Annotated in this window: 15 protein-coding genes; 14 read left to right on the plus strand and 1 reads right to left on the minus strand. The window is 64.0% G+C overall.

The window, feature by feature from the left end:
* Positions 1-3 precede the first annotated feature (3 nt).
* From FJ953_RS02570 to FJ953_RS02605, 8 genes are all read left to right on the plus strand, one after another.
* A complete protein-coding gene (locus tag FJ953_RS02570; protein WP_140623051.1) occupies positions 4-1,254 on the plus strand; it encodes an aconitase X in 1,251 nt (416 codons plus the stop codon).
* On the plus strand, positions 1,251-1,700 hold the full coding sequence (locus FJ953_RS02575) for a DUF126 domain-containing protein (RefSeq protein ID WP_140557923.1): 450 nt from the start codon (positions 1,251-1,253) through the stop codon (positions 1,698-1,700). Before FJ953_RS02570 ends, FJ953_RS02575 begins: the two co-directional genes overlap by 4 nt.
* Before the next feature lie 246 nt (positions 1,701-1,946).
* A complete protein-coding gene (locus FJ953_RS02580) occupies positions 1,947-2,543 on the plus strand; it encodes a thioredoxin family protein (protein WP_140623053.1) in 597 nt (198 codons plus the stop codon).
* Positions 2,544-2,570: 27 nt separating this feature from the next.
* A complete protein-coding gene (locus FJ953_RS02585; protein WP_140623055.1) occupies positions 2,571-4,196 on the plus strand; it encodes an FAD-binding protein in 1,626 nt (541 codons plus the stop codon).
* The gene (locus FJ953_RS02590; protein ID WP_140499901.1) at positions 4,193-4,519 is read left to right on the plus strand and encodes a ferredoxin family protein; all 327 of its coding nucleotides are present in this window, start codon (positions 4,193-4,195) and stop codon (positions 4,517-4,519) included. The genes FJ953_RS02585 and FJ953_RS02590 overlap by 4 nt, the downstream gene beginning before the upstream one ends.
* Before the next feature lie 13 nt (positions 4,520-4,532).
* Positions 4,533-5,369, plus strand: coding sequence for an ABC transporter ATP-binding protein (locus tag FJ953_RS02595; protein WP_140499899.1), 837 nt, complete (start codon positions 4,533-4,535; stop codon positions 5,367-5,369).
* 12 nt (positions 5,370-5,381) lie between these two features.
* On the plus strand, positions 5,382-6,281 hold the full coding sequence (locus tag FJ953_RS02600; protein ID WP_140623057.1) for an ABC transporter permease: 900 nt from the start codon (positions 5,382-5,384) through the stop codon (positions 6,279-6,281).
* Positions 6,282-6,317: 36 nt separating this feature from the next.
* Entirely contained in the window at positions 6,318-7,337 is a 1,020-nt protein-coding gene (locus FJ953_RS02605) for an aliphatic sulfonate ABC transporter substrate-binding protein (protein WP_140521552.1), read from the plus strand.
* Between the two features lie 51 nt (positions 7,338-7,388).
* Here FJ953_RS02605 and FJ953_RS02610 read toward each other — a convergent pair whose 3' ends face one another.
* Positions 7,389-8,417 carry a LacI family DNA-binding transcriptional regulator gene (locus FJ953_RS02610; protein WP_140521553.1) on the minus strand — a complete coding sequence of 343 codons (1,029 nt, stop codon included), beginning with the start codon at positions 8,415-8,417 and terminating at the stop codon, positions 7,389-7,391.
* A gap of 459 nt (positions 8,418-8,876) precedes the next feature.
* On the opposite strand from FJ953_RS02610, the gene FJ953_RS02615 reads away from it, so the two are divergent.
* Genes FJ953_RS02615 through FJ953_RS02640 form a run of 6 tightly spaced genes read left to right on the plus strand, consistent with a single transcriptional unit; the run spans position 8,877 to position 14,959 of the window.
* Positions 8,877-9,974, plus strand: a complete 1,098-nt coding sequence (locus FJ953_RS02615) for a Gfo/Idh/MocA family oxidoreductase (protein ID WP_140582286.1) — start codon at positions 8,877-8,879, stop codon at positions 9,972-9,974.
* A 42-nt stretch (positions 9,975-10,016) separates the two neighbouring features.
* Positions 10,017-10,931 carry a sugar phosphate isomerase/epimerase gene (locus FJ953_RS02620; protein WP_140623059.1) on the plus strand — a complete coding sequence of 305 codons (915 nt, stop codon included), beginning with the start codon at positions 10,017-10,019 and terminating at the stop codon, positions 10,929-10,931.
* Between the two features lie 55 nt (positions 10,932-10,986).
* Positions 10,987-11,931 carry a substrate-binding domain-containing protein gene (locus tag FJ953_RS02625; protein WP_140623061.1) on the plus strand — a complete coding sequence of 315 codons (945 nt, stop codon included), beginning with the start codon at positions 10,987-10,989 and terminating at the stop codon, positions 11,929-11,931.
* A 43-nt stretch (positions 11,932-11,974) separates the two neighbouring features.
* A complete protein-coding gene (locus FJ953_RS02630) occupies positions 11,975-12,994 on the plus strand; it encodes an ABC transporter permease (RefSeq protein WP_181174998.1) in 1,020 nt (339 codons plus the stop codon).
* A gap of 2 nt (positions 12,995-12,996) precedes the next feature.
* Positions 12,997-13,773, plus strand: coding sequence for an ATP-binding cassette domain-containing protein (locus tag FJ953_RS02635; protein WP_140499887.1), 777 nt, complete (start codon positions 12,997-12,999; stop codon positions 13,771-13,773).
* A 4-nt stretch (positions 13,774-13,777) separates the two neighbouring features.
* Entirely contained in the window at positions 13,778-14,959 is a 1,182-nt protein-coding gene (locus FJ953_RS02640) for an aldose 1-epimerase family protein (protein ID WP_140499885.1), read from the plus strand.
* Positions 14,960-15,025 lie beyond the last annotated feature (66 nt).

The raw sequence follows: 15,025 nt of genomic DNA on the forward strand, positions 1-15,025 counted from the left end.
GCAATGACGTTGGAATTGACTGCCGAGGACCAATCCATGCTCGACGGCGAGCAAGGGCCGTCGGCGGCCGCGGCCATGAAGATCCTCGTCGCCTTCTCCAAAGCCGTCGGAGCGGACAGCCTCCTCGACATTGCCGGCGCCCATATCGATGGCTGCCTCTACCATGGCACGGCAGGGCTCGATTTCGTCGAACGGCTGGTCGAGGGCGGCGGCCGCGTGCAGGTGCCGACGACGCTCAATGTCGGCTCATTCGATCTCATCCATCCCGGCATGGTGAAGATGCCGGCGGCGGAGGGAGCGCCGGCGCGGCGGCTGATGAAGGCGCATATCGAGCTCGGCTGCCAGGCGACCTTCACCTGCGCGCCCTACCAGACGCGGTTCCGGCCAGGTTTCGGGCAGCAGATCGCCTGGGGCGAATCCAATGCCATCGTGTTTGCAAATTCGGTGATCGGCGCGCGCACCAACCGCTATGGCGATTTCATCGACCTGTGCTGCGCCATGACGGGCCGCGCGCCGGCCTGGGGCCTGCATCTGAGCGAGAACCGGCGCGGCCGCATCCTGTTCGAGCTGAACTTTGCTGAGCCAGAGCCCAGCGACGCCCTGTTCGTCGGCGTCGGACTGATCATCGGGCAAGCCAGCGGCGATCGCGTTCCGGTTGTCACAGGTCTGCCACGGCCGCGCGACGAGGACCAGCTGAAGGCGCTGGGCGCGGCAGCAGCGACTACCGGCGCCGTGGCGCTGTTCCATGCGGTCGGCATCACGCCGGAAGCGGGAACGCTCGACGAGGCGTTCCATGGTCAAGCGCCGGAAGAGACGATCCGCATCACGCGCGCCGATATCGATCATGCACTGGCCAGGCTGTCGCGCGTACCCGACGGGGCGCCGCTGGCGGCCGTGTCGCTGGGCACTCCGCATTTCTCGCATGCGGAATGGATGCGCCTGCTGCCCTTGCTGCGTGCCATCGCGCCGGGCAGGGGCATCCCGATCTATGTCAACACCGGTCGCGCGACGCTGACGCGATTGCAGGAGGAGGGCGCGCTTGATGGCACACAGGCGTTCGGCCTGATCCCCGTCGCCGACACCTGCACCTATGTCACTGCGATTCTGGAACGGCTCGACGGCGTGGTGATGACCAATTCCGGCAAATGGGCGCATTACGCTCCGGGCAATATCGGCGTGACGGTTGCGTTTGCGGATATGGCGGATTGCATCCGCTCCGCCGCGGTGGGGCATGTCGTGCGGGGCGCGTCATGACCGCGCCGGTGGAACCGGGCGTCGTCCAGCGATCCGGCACCTTCCAACTGGCCGGGAGTGCCGAGGGCCGGGCGTTGGTATTCTCGAAACCGCTGAGCTTCTGGGGCGGCGTTGATGCCACGACAGGCGACATAATGGATCACTCGCATCCTGGCCTCGGCCAGAACGTCGCCGGGAAAATCCTGATCATGCCGAGCGGGCGCGGCTCCTCGTCCTCATCCTCGGTGCTGGCCGAGGCAATCCGCAGGGGCACGGCGCCGGCCGGCATCCTCCTGGAACGGCCTGACCCGATCCTGGCAGTGGGCGCCATCGTCGCGGAATTTCTCTACGGGATCAGCATGCCGCTGGTGGTCTGCGAGATTGACGGCATTGTTTCCGGCGAGCGGATCGCGATACGCGTCGGCGGGGATGACAGGGCAATTGTCCGCAAGGAAACCGTTTCCTGACCAAGCTCGACGCGGACGACGAAGGCAGTTGGCGCTTCGCTCCCCGCCAAATCTCATTTCTTTCAAAACGGCCTTCCGTTCGAACAAACTTTTCGCCCGGCCCGAAACATTGGCACGATATTCCAAGCGGCGCGGTTGACCGGAGGCGGGTTGTCTAGCCTATAATTCTACTAAATTCATAGACTAACTTCGTCCGGCGCTGCACGGCATGGTCCGTCTGAGCGGCAGCAAGAAGGGAGCGCATCGATGCCGAAGACAGAATCCAACTCGATCGAGCTTGGCACCAAAGCGGCCGATTTCCTGCTGCCCGACGCACAAGGCGTGCTGCACCGGCTCGGCGATTTCGATGCAAAGCCTGCCTTGCTCGTCGCCTTCATCTCCAACCGCTGCCCTTTCGTCGTGCTGATCCGCGAGCAGCTTGCCGCTTTCGCCAGGGAATATGCGGGCAAGGGGCTGCAAGTGGTGGCCATCAATGCCAACGACCATGAGGCGCATCCCGAAGAGACGCTGGCCCGCATCGGCGAGGAAGTGGAGAAATTCGGCTATTCCTTCCCCTATCTCAAGGATGCCTCGCAGCAGACGGCGAAAGCCTATGGCGCGGCCTGTACACCCGACTTCTTCCTGTTCGGCGCCGACCGGCGGCTTGCCTATCATGGCCAGTTCGACGATGCGCGGCCGGGCAATGGCAAGGCGGTGACGGGTAACGACCTGCGCGCGGCGGTCGACGCGGTGCTGGAGGGCGGCAGGCCCGCCGCCGGCCAAGTGCCGTCGATCTGCTGCAACATCAAATGGAGCGCCGGCAATGAGCCGGCGTGGTTCTCGGGCGCTGCGCGCGCTGCTTAGCGCCTCGCACTCCTTCGCAGAGCATCCATGTCCATGCCTCAAAGATCCGCGTCCGACAGGCTGCAACTCCAGACCGACGTGCTCGTGCTGGGCGGAGGCCCGTCCGCAGCCTGGGCGGCGGTCGCCGCTGCCGAAAGCGGCGCGCAGGTGGTGCTGGCCGACAAGGGCTATCTCGGCACCAGCGGCGCCACCGCGCCGTCCAATACGGGTACCTGGTGCGTACCGCCGGGCGACAACAGGCATGCGGTGGTCGAGCGACGCTGGCAGCGCACCGGCGAGCTTGCGGACCAGCGCTGGATGCTGCGCTGCGTCGACACGGCCTATCGCAACCTGCTCAGGCTTTCCGAGTGGGGCTATCCGTTCCCGAGCGAGGATGACGGCCGGCTCTACATCGCCAATCTGCGCGGGCCCGACTACATGCGCTTCATGCGCCGCCGTGTGCTTCTGGCTGGCGTTACCGTGCTCGACCATCATCCGGCGCTGGAACTCCTGTCGGATGGCGATGCCGTCGTAGGCGCGGCCGGTATCGGCCGGCAGGCCGGCCAGGACTGGCGCGTCGACGCCAACGCAGTGGTGCTGGCGACCGGCGGCTGCGCTTTCCGTGAGCGCATCCTCGGCGGGACTGGACTGACCGGCGACGGCTATCTGATGGCGGCGGAGGCCGGTGCCAGCCTGTCGGGCATGGAGTTTACCGGCAAATACACGTTGGCGCCCTTTGGGTCTTCGCTGAACAAGGGGCTGCCGTTCCGCTGGGCCTCATTCCATCGCGAGGATGGATCGCCGATCCTGGGCCGTGCCGGTGAGCCGCTGCGCAACGGCATCGGCGACCGCGAGGACGAGGTGGCGCGCGCATTGATCGGGGGACCGGTCTATGCGCGGCTCGATCAGGCGGAGCCGGCGCTGCAAGGCTGGTTGCGCCAAGGGCAGCCGAACTGCTTCGTGCCTTATGACCGCGCCGGTGTCGATCCATTCACCGAGCTGTTCCGCATCACCCTGCGCGCCGAAGGCACGGTACGCGGTACCGGCGGCATCGACATCGTCTCCGACGACTGCGCCACCGGCGTGCCCGGCCTCTATGTCGCAGGCGACGCCGCCAGCCGCGAGATCATGACCGGAGCGGTATCGGGCGGCGGCGCCGTCAATTCCTCCTGGGCGCTGGCCAGCGGCTGGTGGGCGGGCAAGGGCGCCTCGACCCATTCGAAGCGTCGCGGCGGCAGGGCGTTCCGCGACACCGTCGAACCACTCGGTCAGGCCGGCCTGCGCCCGGCGGCCTCGCCGCGTGCCGACATCGCTGCAGGCGAGGTCATCGAGGCGGTGCGCAACGAGGTGACGCCGCTCGACAAAAATTTCTTCCGCAACGGCGAGAGCTTGGAGAAAAGCCGGGGGCGGCTGGAGAGTGTCTGGCGCGACGTGCGCGACCATCTGCGGGGCGAAGGGGTGGACCGGGTCCGCGCGCGCGAGGCGGCGTCGATCGCCGCCGCGGGGCGCTGGTCGGTGGCGGCCGCGCTGCATCGGACAGAAAGCCGCGGCATGCATCGGCGCACCGATCTGCAGGGCAAGAACCCGGCCCTCGCGCATCGGCTGGTCATCACCGGCGTCGACGACTTCCGCATTGCCGGGGCGCCGGAGCGCCTGGCGGAGCTGGCGTCATGATCGAGATCGTCTCGGCCGCGCGCTGCGTCGAATGCGACATCTGCGTCAAGGTGTGCCCGACCAATGTGTTCGACGCTACCAAGGACGGCGCGCCTGTGATCGCCCGTCAGGACGACTGCCAGACCTGCTTTCTCTGTGAAATCTACTGCCCGACCGACGCGCTTTACGTGGCCGAGTTCGCCGAGGGGCCGACCGGCATCACGGAAGCGCAGGTCGAGGCACGTCAACTGTTCGGCGGCTACGCCCGCGCGCTCGGCTGGAAGCGCGGCAAGGCCGGCGGCTCTGAATTCGACCCGACGCACCGCATCCGCGTGGCGCAATAGGAAGCGACAGGACATGGACCGCATCGTCGTCAGCGATATCAAGAAGACCTTTCTGCTCAAGCCGGGGCAGTTCGTCACCGTCGACGGCGAGGAGACCGACCGCGTCACCGTGCTCGACGGCGTCGATCTTTCGATCCGCAAAGGCGAGTTCATCACTTTGGTCGGCCCGAGCGGCTCGGGCAAATCTGTGCTGCTCGACATCATCGGCGGGCTGACGCAGGCGAGCGGCGGCGATGTCCAGCTCGACGGCCGGCGCATCACCAGGCCGGATCCCAAGACCGGCTATGTCTTTCAACAATATGCGCTGTTTCCCTGGCGCACGGCGCTGGCCAACATCGAATACGCGCTGGAGGTGCGTGGCGTCGCCAAGGCCGAGCGCACGGTGACGGCGCGCCATTTGTTGTCGTTGTTCGGTCTTGCCGGTTTCGAGGACCGTTTCCCCAACCAGCTCTCCGGGGGCATGCAGCAGCGCGTGGCGATCGCCCGCGCCTTGGCGAGCAACCCGGAAGTGCTTTTGATGGATGAACCCTTCGCCGCACTCGACCAGCAGACGCGCGAGCTCCTGCAGGGCGAGTTGCTGCGGATCTGGGGCAAGATCAAGACAACAGTGATCTTCGTTACCCATTCGATCGACGAGGCAATCTTCCTCGCTGACCGCGTGGTGGTGATGACGGCGCGGCCGGGCGCGGTGAAGGAGATCATAGACATCGACCTGCCACGGCCGCGCGACGGGGACATCCGCGCCAGCGCCGGATTCAACGGATATCGCGGCCGCGTCTGGGACGCGCTGCGCGATGAGGTCAACAAGGCGCAAAAGGACTGGACGCTGTCGCCAGCCTTCAGTCATTGAGGAGGTAGAGCCATGGCTTATCTTACCGAAAAGTTCGGGCCTGACGGCGCTCTTCATCTGTTTGCCGGCGCCGGCGAGACGGCGGCCGCCGCAAGAGTCCCGGCCATCACCGCCCACAGTGCCAAGGTCCGGCGCAAAGGGACGAGCCACGGGACTTTCCTTTACGGCTTGCCGCTGCTCGGCCTGTTCTTTCTCGTGTGGGAAATCGCGCCACGGCTCGGCTGGCTGAACCGCATCTTCTTTCCGCCGCTGAGCGAGGTGCTGGTCGCTTGGTGGAACCTGCTCGCCTTGGGCGTTCTGGTCGAACATATCGGCATCAGCCTGCAGCGCGCTGCGATCGGCTTCGCTCTCGGCGTGGTGGTGGCCATTCCGCTCGGCCTGCTGATGGGGCGCTACTCGCTGTTCGAGAAGGTCTCTGACCTGCTTGTGCAGACGCTGCGCAACACCTCGCAATTCGCGCTGCTTCCGGTGTTCATCCTTTTGCTCGGCATCGGCGAGGAATCGAAGGTGGCGATCACCTTCTACTCCTCGGTCTTCTTTCTGCTGGTCAACACGATCAGCGGCGTCAAGTCGGTCGATCCGCTGCTGATCAAGGCGGCGCGCTCGATGGGTACGTCCGACTTCGACCTGTTCCGGAAGGTTATCCTGCCGGCCAGCATCCCCTCTGTTGTCGCCGGCGCAAGGCTGGCGGTGAAGTCGTCGCTGTTCGCGGTGATCGGCGCCGAGATGCTGGCGGCCAAATCCGGCCTCGGTTTCCTTATTCAGAACTCGCAGTTGATGATGGAAACGGCGGACATGTATGCCGGCATCCTGACGCTGACCGTCATCGGGCTCACCGTCAACTATTTGCTCGTCTGGTTCGAGCGCTGGGCGACCGCCTGGAAAGGCCAGTCCGAGTCCTCGCTCATCTGAGCCGTTCACTCATTCCAATCAGCAAGGATTTTCCTCATGTCCAACATTGCATTCGACGGATTTCGCCGGCTGTTCCTGAAGGGCGCCATTGCCGTCGTCATCGGCCTTGGCGGCATGCCCGCCTTCGCGCAGGACAAGCCCGAATTCATCCGCATCGGCAGCACCGCGCCGGGGCACCTCAAATTCGTCCTCGCACAGAAGGACGGCTGGTGGGAAAAGGAGTTCGCCAAGGACGGCATCAAGGTCGAACTTGTCACCTTCAATGGCGGCTCCGAGGCGACGACGGCGCTTGCGACAGGCGCCATCGAATTCACCTATACCGGCAACAATCCCGCGTTGCGCGTCGCCGCCTCCGGCGCCGATGTCAAGCTGATTGGCCTGTCGAGCTATGTGCGGTCGGGCGGCTCGTATATCGTGGTCAAATCCGACTCTCCACTGAAGACGCTGCAGGACCTCAAAGGCAAGAAGGTCGCCTATCTCACCGGTACGGTGCGGCACTCGAATTTCAGCAAGGCGCTGAACAGCGTCGGCCTGACGACCGGTGATGTCGAGGGATTGAACCTGCCTTTCGAGGCATCCGGCCCGGCACTGCTGCGCGGCGACATCGACGCCCTCGTCGAAACGGATTCGACCGCGGCCAAGCTGGTCGACACCGGCGAGGCACGGGTGCTCTTCGACACCAGCACCCATCCGGAATGGAACGTGCCGAACGTTATTTCGGTCAACGGTGCCTTCGCGGCGAAATATCCCGACCTGGTCAAGCGGCTGCTGAAGGTCGACATCGAGATTTCGCGCTGGGCCGATGCCCATCCCGACGAGACGATCAAGACATTCGTCGAGGCGACCAAGTCGTCGGAGAAATCGGTGCGCAAGACCTATGCCGACGGCGTCTTTCACCAGGATCCGAGGCTGCCCGACGATGCGATCGAGGCGCTCAAGGGCGAAGAGAAATTCATGGCCGGTGCCGGGCTTTTGAAGGGCTCGATCGACTACGGCAAATGGATCGACAAGAGCTTTGTCGACGCGGCCGGCGCGGAAGTCGCGGCCGTCCAGTAGCGGGCGTGCTGAACGGGCAGGGGTTCCGGCGCCGCTCCATTTCAGAGAGTGTCAGATCTCTGGGATGTTCTCCTTGAAGATCACCTGGAGCCTCGGCTGGTGCAATTCGTAAGGCAGTCTCCGGACCGCATGGGTCAAGGTGTTGAGCGCTTCGCGCGCTTCGACGCGCGGGTTCTGGTCGATGACCGCGTCGAGCGTGCCGTCGAGCAGAAGCTCCTTGGTGCCTTCGGTTACCTCATGGCCGAGGAAAACCATCGAGATCGCACGGCCGCGCTCCTTGAGCGCGCGGGCAATGCCGGTGTTGCCCGCGCCGACATTGTAGATCGCGGCCAGGTCGGGGTGCCGCTCCAGAAGGGCTGATGCCTCCGAATAGGCCTTTTCGCGGTCGTCAAGCATCTCGCGCATTTCGACGATCTCCAGATTGGGCGATTCCTCGGCCAATATGTGCCGGAATCCCATCTCGCGTTCCTCATGGCCGCGATAGGAGAGCGAGCCGGCGAACAGCGCCACCTTGCCAGGACGTTCCGAGCCCATGAAACGGTTGAGCAGGTAGCCGGCCAGCCGCCCGGCGGCGCGGTTGTCGATGCCGATATACGCGACCCTTGGCACATGCAGGATGTCGGAGGCGATTGTCACCACCTTGACGTCGTTGGCCGACAGCGAGCGGATGGCCTCGCGCACCGTTGGATGGTCGAGCGCGATGACCCCAACGCCCTGCGTCTGGCCGCGCAGATCCTGCAAAAGGCGTGCGAGCCGGTCGGGATTGAAACCCTCAATGGTGGTGATATGGACATCGAGATCCGGCCGCGCCAAGGCTTGGGCTTCGATGTGGCGATGCAGCATCTTGATGAAGGAATTGGTGCCGGCCGGCAGCGCGAAGTCGAGCCGGATGACATCGCCGGACAAGGGCTTGAGAGGTGCCCCGTTCGCGCCTTCGGCGATGTAGCCAAGACGCTGCGCCATTTCGAGCACGATTTCGCGCGTGCGCGCCCGCACCCCCGGACGGTTGTTGAGAACACGGTCGACGGTGGCGGCGGAAACGCCGGCTTCCCGGGCTATGTCAGTCAGGGTGGAACGCACCGTCTTTCATCTCCTCAATGCATCAGGATCACGCAATGCCGACCGCCGGCCGGGTGGCGACTGCTCTTCGCCATCCGCGATTCTGATGGGAAATGATGTATCCGGCCTTGGCCGATGCGCAAGCCGCCGGGCTAAATCAGATCGCCCGGCAGGATCGCATCGCCGTGGGAAGATAGATTTCCCATCAAATCGAGGCATCAGGAGCGGTGTATGGATTCCGGTATGACGCATTCCTTCGCCTTTCTGCTAGATTGTGAGGTGTTTTGATTATTCATGATGTTGACAGCCTTCCGTGACTGCCGTCAATATCCCTCATGGGCTCGTGGAGGAAACATTGGCCCCGAGGGAGGGAATTCCAATGCCTGATCCGATCCGCATGCCGCGGCTCCGGTTGCCAGCATCTGGAGGCGCGTTGGCGAGATGACGACGGCCGCGAAGACAGAATTCTGGGAGGAAGACATGGCAGGCAAAGGCTTCGAGCCGGACGTGAAGGTTCGCACCAGCGAATTCAAGATCGGCTGCGTCGGCGCCGGCATGATCATGGCTGAATGCCATCTCGCGGCCTATAAGGAAGCAGGCTTTCCTGTCGTGGCGATCGCTTCGCGTACAAGGGCGAATGCGCAGAAGGTCGCCACGCGCTGGGGCATTCCGACCGTCCACGACACGCCGGAACGACTGATCGAGGATCCGCAAGTCGAGATCATCGACCTGGCTTTCCCACCGGACCAGCAGCCGGCGCTGATCCGCCACGCGCTGAAGCAGAAGCACATCAAGGCGATCCTGGCGCAGAAGCCGCTGGCGCTGTCGGTCGAGGAAGCGGTGAAGCTGCGCGACGAGGCGGCGAAGGCGGGCAAGATCCTCTCGGTCAACCAGAACATGCGCTACGACCAGTCGATGCGCGTGCTGAAGCAGATCATCGACAGCGGCGCGCTCGGCGACGTCGTCTTCGCGCAGATCGACATGCATGCGATCCCGCACTGGCAAGGCTTCCTCGAGGAGTACGACCGGCTGACGCTTGCCAACATGAGCGTGCATCATCTCGACGTGCTGCGTTTCCTGTTCGGCGATCCCGATGAGATCACCACGCTGACGCGCAAGGATCCGCGCACGACTTTCGAACACACCGACGGCATCACCGTCTCGACGCTGCGCTTCCCGTCCGGCGTGCTCGCCGTGTCGCTGGAGGATGTCTGGTCCGGTCCGCGGCAAGAAGGCTACAAGGACGACCAGCACATCAACTGGCGCGTCGACGGCACCAAGGGCGTCGCCAAGGGCACGATCGGCTGGCCGACCGGTGCGGCCTCGACGCTCACCTATGCCTCGGCCGAGACAACGGATGGCGAGTGGGTCAGCCCAAGCTGGGACACGATGTGGTTCCCGCATGCTTTCATCGGCGTGATGGAACAACTCCAGCACGCCGTGAAGACAGGCACGCCACCGGCGCTTTCCGTCGCCGACAACGTCAAGACCATGGCGCTGGTAGAGGCGGGTTACCGCTCGATCGCTTCGGGCCGCACGGTCAAGCTTTCCGAAATCTCGACAAACCCGATCAATTGAAATCACTGGCAACTGAATCGCTTACAGGGAGGAATTCACACCATGATGCAGGCAGGTATTTTCACGGGCTATTTCCCGTACGGCCTCGAAGAGACGGCGAAGAAGATCCGCGGGCTCGGTTTCAACACGGTGCAGCTCGATCTGCATTTCAGGGATATCGACCTGTCGGCCGGGCAGATCACCAAGGACAAGGCCAAGACCGTGCGCGATGTCTTCCGCGCCCACAACCTGCCGGTCTGCTGCGTGTCGGGCTACACCAACATCATCCATCCCGACAAGGCAGAGCGCGACAAGCGCGTCGGCTACCTCAAGGAAATCATCCGCAACGCCCGCCATTTCGGCTCGCCCTACGTGATCTCGGAAACCGGCACCTACAACACCGAATCCGACTGGGTGCACCACCCCAAGAACAAGACCGAGGAGGGGTTCGAGGAATGCCGCAAGGTGATCGCTGATCTTGCGCAAACCGCCTATGACCATGGCGCGGTCTTCCTGCTCGAAACCTATGTCAACAACGTCGTCGGCTCGGTCGAGGAAACGGTCAAGATGTTCGCGCAGGTCGACCATCCCGGCCTGGGCCTCTTGATGGACCCGACCAACTACTTCGAGACGCACAACATCGACAGGATGGACCAGATCCTGAACCAGGTGTTCGACACGTTGACGGACAAAATCAAGATAGCGCATGCCAAGGACGTCAAGCGCTCGGGCAGCGACAAGTCGGAAAAGCACGCCGACATCGGCGATGAGGATGCCATGGAAAGCCACACCTTCCGCGGCGTCGGCGAGATCGAACTGCCGGCGCCCGGCCTCGGCTCGCTCAACTACGACCTTTATCTTCAGCGGCTTGCCGAGAAGCACCCGAACATTCCGGTCATCATCGAGCACCTGTCGGAAGACGACGTGCCGCGCGCCAAGACATTCCTCGACGAGAAGTTCCGCGCCAACGGCCTGTGATGGCCGGCCGCGCCGCCTGTGCATGGCGGCACGGCTCCAAACAAGGAGGAAAGCAATGTTGAAATTTGCATTGAAATTGGCGGCTGCCGCGACTGTGCTTGCCGGCATCGCGTTCGGGTCGGTCGCGCAGGCACAGGACGGCCAGAAGACCTTTTATCTGCTGTCGCATGGCGGTCCGTCGGACGCTTTCTGGATCGACTGGAACGCCGGCGCTACCAAGGCCTGCGACCAGCTCAAGGTGACCTGCAAGATCTCCTTCAGCGGCGGCGACATGGCGGCGCAGAAGGAAGCCTTCAATTCCGCGCTTGCCGCCAAGCCCGACGGCATTGCCACCACCTCGGCGCAGCCTGGCCTGTGGACCGAGGAGGTCAAGGCGGCGAAGGCCGCCGGCATCCCGATCGTGTTCTTCAACACCGACGATCCGGCGACGGGGCGGCAGGCCTATGTCGGCGCCGACCTGAAGGAGGCCGGCACGATCTGGGCAAAGTATCTTGTCGACCACAAGATGGTGAAGCAGGGTGACAAGGTCTTTCTGCCGGTCGAAGTCCCCGGCGCAAGCTACCAGCAGCTCGAGACCGAAGGCATCGCCAGCGTCTTCGATCCGCTCGGCATCAAATATGACGTGGTCGATTGCGGCACCGATCCGGCCGGCATCATCGCCAAGATGACCGACTATATGGTTGCCAACAATCCGCCGGCGATCATCGCGCTCGGCGATTCCGTGGCGGCCAGCGTCAAGCGGGTCTTCGACGGCGCCGGCGTGCCGGCAGGCAAAATCCCGGTCGTCGGCTGGGGCAATTCGAAGGAGACGGCGCAAGCCGTCCAGGACGGTTTCGTCAACGCTGCGGCCTGGCAGTACCCATCGGCGCAGGGCTTCATGCCGGTAGCACTGCTCGGGCTTGCCGCCTCGGGCGAGCCAATCGGCTACGACATCCACACTTTCGGTCTCTACGACGCGTCGAGCGTCGAGCCGATCCTCAAACTCTACGACAAGAAGTGAAAATGGACGCCCGCCGCGCCGGCGGCGGGCGCCTGCAAACAGCATGGTTCAGAACGTCATGGCAGTCACCGCGGAAGAGGGCGCAGCAAGCGCCAGGAGCAGGTCGAGGCTGATGCGCTCGCCGCAATTTTCCTCGTTCATCATCCTCGTCGTCCTTCTCGTGGTATTCGCGATCGCGGACGGCAATTTCCTGTCGCCGCTCAACATCTCCAACATGATGGCGTTCCTGCCCGAGCTCGGCATCATCGCGCTCGGCATGACGCTGCTTCTGACGGCCGGCGAGTTCGACCTGTCGGTCGGTGCCGTATTCGGCCTGGCGCCAGTGGTCGTGATGCTTCTGGTGCAGAACGGCGGGGTGGATATCGGCGTCGCCCTTCTGGCTGGACTTTTACTGTGCATCGCGATTGGGGCGATCAATGGGGTGATCGTCACCAAGATCGGCATCTCGTCATTCCTGGTGACCCTGTCCATGCTGCTGATCGTGCGCGGCGCGGCCCTCTACATCACGCAGGGTTTCCCGCTGAAGTCGTGGGACCAGCCTGGCTTCTTCGTGACGCTGCTTGCCGGCAGCTTCAATATCGGCTCGTTCCGCTTCTACACCTCGCTGTGGTGGTTCGTCGGCCTGTCGTTGCTGGCAATCTACGTCCTGCGCTATGCCAAGCTCGGCAACTGGATCAGCGCCATCGGTTCCAACCGCAACGCGGCAGTGGCCCGCGGCGTGCCGGCGGACGCCGCCAAGATATGGCTGTTCATCGCCACCTCGGTGCTGGCCGGGCTTGCCGGCATGATCAGCGCCTTTCGTATTTCGGCCGCTTCGCCGGTGGCCGGCACAGGCTATGAGCTCGAAGTGATCGCCATGGTGGTGGTTGGCGGCACGGCGCTGACCGGCGGACGCGGCACCATCCTGGGCACCATCGTCGGCGCGCTGATGCTGCGCGCCATCCGTAACGGCATCGTGCTCGTCGGCGTGCCCGGCCTCGCCTACAACATCTTCGTCGGCGTGATCATCCTCGCCATGCTCATCCTGCATGCTTTGCTGCAGAAAAACGCGGCAAGGAGCTGACTATGATGCAAGAAGTGCTTCGGCTGCAGAACCTGCAAAAATCCTTCGGCAGCGTGCGCGCGCTGAAGAATGCCTCGCTGACGCTGAGAGAAGGCGAGATAGTGGCCCTGCTCGGCGACAATGGCGCCGGCAAATCGACGCTGATCAAGGCGATCTCCGGCGTCTTCCCGGTCGATCGCGGTGACATCTATGTGCGCGGGCAGAAGGTTTCGATCCGCTCGACGCGCGACGCGATGGATCTCGGCATCGAGACCATCCACCAGGATACGTCGCTGGCGCCGGATCTCAGTATCGCGCGCAACCTCTTCCTCGGCCGCGAACCGGTCAATTTCAAATGGTTGGGCGTGTTTGCGCCGCTCGATCTCGCCAAGCTGCGCGATGCTGCCTCCTCCCTGCTGAAGCGCGTCGGCATCTCGAAGAAACTCGACGCCGACGCGCTGGTCTCAACGCTGTCGGGCGGCGAGCGCCAGTCGATCGCCATTTCGCGGGCCATGCAGTTCGCCGCCAAGGTGATCATCCTCGACGAGCCGACCAACAATCTCGGCGTCGAGGAAACCCATGGCGTGCTGCGCTTCGTCAAGGAGATGCGTCAGGCCGGCCATTCGGTGCTGCTCATCACCCACAACATCCATCACGTGTTCGAGGTTGCCGACCGCATCATCGTCATGCGCCGCGGCGAGATCGTTGCCGAGCAGACGGTCGCCGATACCGATCTGCTGACCGTGGAAAGCATCATCACCGGCGCCGACCTGTCGGCTCTGATGAAGAGGGCGCAGTGACGGCATGGTAGAGCTTTACGGCAAGACGCTCTCGCGCCGGCAGGTCTCGGAACGCTCCGGCATGCTGTCGCAGTTCGCCGGCGTGCGGCTGATGACGCTCGGCGACGGGGTGGAGCGCGGTGTCCGCATGCTGGAGTTCCGCACCGGCTCCGGCCTGCGCTTCACCGCACTCGTCGACCGCGCGCTCGACATCGCCGATTGCGACTTCAAGGGCCAGGCGATCGGCTGGCACTCGCCGGGCGGTTTTCGCAACCCCGGTCTTCACGACTATGAGGGGGAAGGGGGGCTGGCCTGGGCGCGCTCCTTTTCCGGTTTGCTGGTCACCTGCGGCCTCGACCATATACTGGGTCGGGAAGAGGTGCCGGCCGAGAACTACAACTATCCCGGCAAGAAGACCGTGATCCATTCGCTGCATGGCCGTGTCGGCACCATCCCGGCGCGGCTGACCGGCTACGGTGAGGCGTGGGACGGCGACCGCTGCGTGCTGTGGGCCGAAGGCATCGTCCAGCAATCGGCGGTATTCGGCGAGGATCTGCATCTGATCCGGCGGATCGAGGCGGATGTCGGCGGCAACGAGATCCGGCTGTCCGACCGCGTCGTGAACCATGGCTTCAATCGCACGCCGCATATGTATTTCTACCATGTGAATGTCAGTCATCCCCTGCTTGACGAGGGCTCACGCTACCTCGCGCCAATCCGCGACGTGGTGTGGGCCGGCCATGCCGGCGAGCGCTATGAGGCGCAGAAGGTCGGCTACCGCACCGTGCCGGAACCGCGAATGGGGTTCAGCGAACAGGTCTGGCAGCATGAAATGGACGCCGATGGAAAGGGCGAGGTACCAGTGGCGGTGGTCAACGACCGGCTCGGCCTCGGCTTCGAAATGGTGACGCGGAAAGACCAGCTGCCTTGCGCCTATCAATGGCAGAATTTCCAGGCCGGACACTATGCGCTGGGCATCGAGCCATCGACGCATCATGTGCTCGGCGATCTCGCCGCGCGCGAACGCGGCGAGATGATCTGGCTGGAGCATGACGAAGGCCGCGCCTACGATGCCGTGTTCCGGGTCCTGGACGGCAGGGAAGCGATCGCCGGCGCCGAAGCCAGGATTGCGGCGATCGCCCGCCAGCCCGAACAGGATTATCCTCGGCCTTCCGGCAATTTCCGGAGACTGGCGGGCCCGGCATGAGCGCGACATGTATTCAAAGCAAGCCCTCCGGCCGGCGGACCGGATTGCGAGCGGTGCGAGAAGTTT

It is taken from the genome of Mesorhizobium sp. B2-3-6, from assembly GCF_006442305.1.
In the GTDB taxonomy this organism is placed as follows: Bacteria; Pseudomonadota; Alphaproteobacteria; order Rhizobiales; family Rhizobiaceae; genus Mesorhizobium.

Excerpts from the sequence above, each read along its gene's own strand:
- FJ953_RS02570 (WP_140623051.1), top strand. The coding sequence starts at position 4 with ATGACGTTGGAATTGACTGCCGAGGACCAATCCATGCTCGACGGCGAG.
- FJ953_RS02575 (WP_140557923.1), top strand. The coding sequence starts at position 1,251 with ATGACCGCGCCGGTGGAACCGGGCGTCGTCCAGCGATCCGGCACCTTC.
- FJ953_RS02580 (WP_140623053.1), top strand. The coding sequence starts at position 1,947 with ATGCCGAAGACAGAATCCAACTCGATCGAGCTTGGCACCAAAGCGGCC.
- FJ953_RS02585 (WP_140623055.1), top strand. The coding sequence starts at position 2,571 with ATGTCCATGCCTCAAAGATCCGCGTCCGACAGGCTGCAACTCCAGACC.
- FJ953_RS02590 (WP_140499901.1), top strand. The coding sequence starts at position 4,193 with ATGATCGAGATCGTCTCGGCCGCGCGCTGCGTCGAATGCGACATCTGC.
- FJ953_RS02595 (WP_140499899.1), top strand. The coding sequence starts at position 4,533 with ATGGACCGCATCGTCGTCAGCGATATCAAGAAGACCTTTCTGCTCAAG.
- FJ953_RS02600 (WP_140623057.1), top strand. The coding sequence starts at position 5,382 with ATGGCTTATCTTACCGAAAAGTTCGGGCCTGACGGCGCTCTTCATCTG.
- FJ953_RS02605 (WP_140521552.1), top strand. The coding sequence starts at position 6,318 with ATGTCCAACATTGCATTCGACGGATTTCGCCGGCTGTTCCTGAAGGGC.
- FJ953_RS02615 (WP_140582286.1), top strand. The coding sequence starts at position 8,877 with ATGGCAGGCAAAGGCTTCGAGCCGGACGTGAAGGTTCGCACCAGCGAA.
- FJ953_RS02620 (WP_140623059.1), top strand. The coding sequence starts at position 10,017 with ATGATGCAGGCAGGTATTTTCACGGGCTATTTCCCGTACGGCCTCGAA.
- FJ953_RS02625 (WP_140623061.1), top strand. The coding sequence starts at position 10,987 with ATGTTGAAATTTGCATTGAAATTGGCGGCTGCCGCGACTGTGCTTGCC.
- FJ953_RS02630 (WP_181174998.1), top strand. The coding sequence starts at position 11,975 with ATGGTTCAGAACGTCATGGCAGTCACCGCGGAAGAGGGCGCAGCAAGC.
- FJ953_RS02635 (WP_140499887.1), top strand. The coding sequence starts at position 12,997 with ATGATGCAAGAAGTGCTTCGGCTGCAGAACCTGCAAAAATCCTTCGGC.
- FJ953_RS02640 (WP_140499885.1), top strand. The coding sequence starts at position 13,778 with ATGGTAGAGCTTTACGGCAAGACGCTCTCGCGCCGGCAGGTCTCGGAA.